Here is a 2,931-nt window from a genome sequence, read left to right on the forward strand (position 1 = left end):
GTCGCCTAGGCGGATGATGTCTTTCATAGGGTAAGTCTGTGTATTACGTAATTGTATAGCGTGAACAAAATTGAAAGTAATGAATTAAATATAATCTGCAATCACAAGAACATGATTAGTTTGTGATTAGTAGTTTTTTTCTAACCGTACTCAGTATATCTTTGAGTATTACTTGATCGTTTTCTGTTATTTTTTGTTTGCCCATCATTTTGATTGAGCGTTCCATGGCGTCGAGCGCCATCATAACTTGTTCTTGTTCGTGCGCGCTTTTAAATCTTTCGTATTCAATATGCACTCTGCAATCCAAGCTCTTATCTTTTCTTCTGAGCTTAACGAATTCAGGGAATCCAGCAATGAATTTATCAGACATGATTATAGGGATAAAGCTCCATTCTTTTAATCCTGATTCTAATTCTACTTCACTCAAGAGCTCTATCATTAGAGGCTCTATTTTTTTTCTTACGGTTCGCTCTCCTTCATCTGCACCCTCTTCGATTTCAGCTGACATAAAAAAATCATACACGACTCCTTAATAGTCGTTTTTATTAAGACGTGGGCGCTGGCCGTTATGTTTTGTTTTGTAATCCAAAATCCTTTCGTGCTGCCATTGGTACATCTCTCGTTTACTTCCTGATGCTTCAACTTTCATTATGACTCCTTCGTTCTTTAGGTAGTTGTCAGGATATCGCTTTTTACCATAGGTTGTTTCGCCATATTTTGCGACTTCATAAGTATCTCTATCGCTCAACGTGTACCCAATAGCAGGCGCATCACTGTCCAAACTATTGCCATGTACCTTCTTAGTCGTATCAGCCACGGGAGGTCATAGCTTTTCAGGATTTGCACCTTTACCGAAGGTCCCGTTTGTATTTCTTGGCTGCCCCTTCCACAAGCCGAGAGGATCGATCCATCCCGTTGGATTCGGCGCATATTGGTAAAGATTCAACCCACCCGCATAGCTGATCGGGTCTTTACTGATAAACCGCCCAACCCGGGGATCATAGTACCGATAGCGATTGTAGTGCAGCCCTGTTTCGTGATCGTGGTACTGGCCCTGAAATCTGATCGGGTTAGTCAGCCCCTCACGATGTGCCCATTCCGAACACTGTTCTTTTATTTCACCCCACGCTTTGTACTGCGCGCTCCAGGCGAGTTGGCCGTTGGGGTCGGTCAGTTCTTGCGGCGTGCCCAAGTGGTCGCATTGGTACCACGCCAACACGTCAATCGGCAGCGCTTGCGGGGTGTGCGTCCACAGCGGATCTTGGTCTATATCGTAGGCGCCTTCGTAACTCGGCTGCGCCAACAGGCGGATCGGTTGATGCCGCATGGCCTGCGCCACGGGCACGAAGGTGCCGGGTTCGTAGAGGTAGTGGACCGTGCGTCCCGCCGCGCCATCGGTCTGGGCCGGGCTGCTTTCCCAGGCCAGGGTGTCTCCGTCCCAACCGAACAGGGTGAAGCCGCAGCCCAGTTCCCGTTGTTTGCGCGCCTGTTCGTTTTGGTTCCAGTGTGAGCCAGCTTCCGGGCGATGCTTGTGGTGGGCGTTGGAGTATTTATGGATGCGCCGCCCCAGCGGGTCGTAGGCGTAGTCGACGCTGAGTGTGTTGTCTTCAAAGCGCACCAGTCGGTCGAACAAGTCCCAGCGCATTTGGTTTTGTTGGCCGTTTTGCCAACAGTAAATATCAATCCATACCGGCTCAGTTTTTAAAGAACGGTGTTGCGGTTCAACGGTTGACTGCGCCTTTCGGGCCACTGGCAATCAGTGCGGCACCACACGCTGTTTTCATTCCATCGAGTGCAACGGCAATGCCGTCAACGGAGTAAGTCGCGCTGCCCTCGGCAATGGGAAAAACCCCTTTGCACAACGGGCAACTGACGTTATGACCAACACCGGCAATCGGTTTACCGTTGAGGTCAGTCCTGTAAAAAGCTTCAAGCACGACACCCCCGTGGGTGGTGGAGTCGCCTAGGCGGATGATGTCTTTCATAGGGTAAGTCTGTGTATTACGTAATTGTATAGCGTGAACAAAATTGAAAGTAATGAATTAAATATAATCTGCAATCACAAGAACATGATTAGTTTGTGATTAGTAGTTTTTTTCTAACCGTACTCAGTATATCTTTGAGTATTACTTGATCGTTTTCTGTTATTTTTTGTTTGCCCATCATTTTGATTGAGCGTTCCATGGCGTCGAGCGCCATCATAACTTGTTCTTGTTCGTGCGCGCTTTTAAATCTTTCGTATTCAATATGCACTCTGCAATCCAAGCTCTTATCTTTTCTTCTGAGCTTAACGAATTCAGGGAATCCAGCAATGAATTTATCAGACATGATTATAGGGATAAAGCTCCATTCTTTTAATCCTGATTCTAATTCTACTTCACTCAAGAGCTCTATCATTAGAGGCTCTATTTTTTTTCTTACGGTTCGCTCTCCTTTATCTGCACCCTCTTCGATTTCAGCTGACATAAAAAAATCATACACGACTCCTTAATAGTCGTTTTTATTAAGACGTGGGCGCTGGCCGTTATGTTTTGTTTTGTAATCCAAAATCCTTTCGTGCTGCCATTGGTACATCTCTCGTTTACTTCCTGATGCTTCAACTTTCATTATGACTCCTTCGTTCTTTAGGTAGTTGTCAGGATGTCGCTTTTTACCATAGGTTGTTTCGCCATATTTTGCGACTTCATAAGTATCTCTATCCCTCAACGTGTACCCAATAGCAGGCGCATCACTGTCCAAACTATTGCCATGTACCTTCTTAGTCGTATCAGCCACGGGAGGTCATAGCTTTTCAGGATTTGCACCTTTACCGAAGGTCCCGTTTGTATTTCTTGGCTGCCCCTTCCACAAGCCGAGAGGATCGATCCATCCCGTTGGATTCGGCGCATATTGGTAAAGATTCAACCCACCCGCATAGCTGATCGGGTCTTT

At 46.3% G+C, this 2,931-nt stretch carries 5 protein-coding genes and 2 pseudogenes; all 7 read right to left on the minus strand.

Annotated features, from left to right (window positions below; all coding sequences use genetic code 11):
- Positions 1-115: 115 nt before the first annotated feature.
- Complete coding sequence (locus TU86_RS21940; RefSeq protein ID WP_048366426.1) at positions 116-508, minus strand: Imm44 family immunity protein; 393 nt, start codon at positions 506-508, stop codon at positions 116-118.
- Between the two features lie 21 nt (positions 509-529).
- Complete coding sequence (locus tag TU86_RS22750; RefSeq protein WP_204369781.1) at positions 530-817, minus strand: hypothetical protein; 288 nt, start codon at positions 815-817, stop codon at positions 530-532.
- A gap of 72 nt (positions 818-889) precedes the next feature.
- Positions 890-1,678, minus strand: a pseudogene (locus TU86_RS23545) (RHS repeat-associated core domain-containing protein); the annotation flags it as partial.
- Between the two features lie 43 nt (positions 1,679-1,721).
- Positions 1,722-1,985 carry a PAAR domain-containing protein gene (locus TU86_RS21950; protein WP_048366428.1) on the minus strand — a complete coding sequence of 88 codons (264 nt, stop codon included), beginning with the start codon at positions 1,983-1,985 and terminating at the stop codon, positions 1,722-1,724.
- 88 nt (positions 1,986-2,073) lie between these two features.
- The gene (locus tag TU86_RS21955) at positions 2,074-2,466 is read right to left on the minus strand and encodes an Imm44 family immunity protein (protein ID WP_048366429.1); all 393 of its coding nucleotides are present in this window, start codon (positions 2,464-2,466) and stop codon (positions 2,074-2,076) included.
- 21 nt (positions 2,467-2,487) lie between these two features.
- On the minus strand, positions 2,488-2,775 hold the full coding sequence (locus tag TU86_RS22755) for a hypothetical protein (RefSeq protein WP_204369782.1): 288 nt from the start codon (positions 2,773-2,775) through the stop codon (positions 2,488-2,490).
- A 66-nt stretch (positions 2,776-2,841) separates the two neighbouring features.
- Positions 2,842-2,931: pseudogene (locus TU86_RS23820) on the minus strand (RHS repeat-associated core domain-containing protein); the annotation flags it as partial.

Origin of the sequence: Pseudomonas weihenstephanensis, assembly GCF_001043055.1 — a bacterium.
Taxonomy (GTDB): domain Bacteria; phylum Pseudomonadota; class Gammaproteobacteria; order Pseudomonadales; family Pseudomonadaceae; genus Aquipseudomonas; species Aquipseudomonas weihenstephanensis.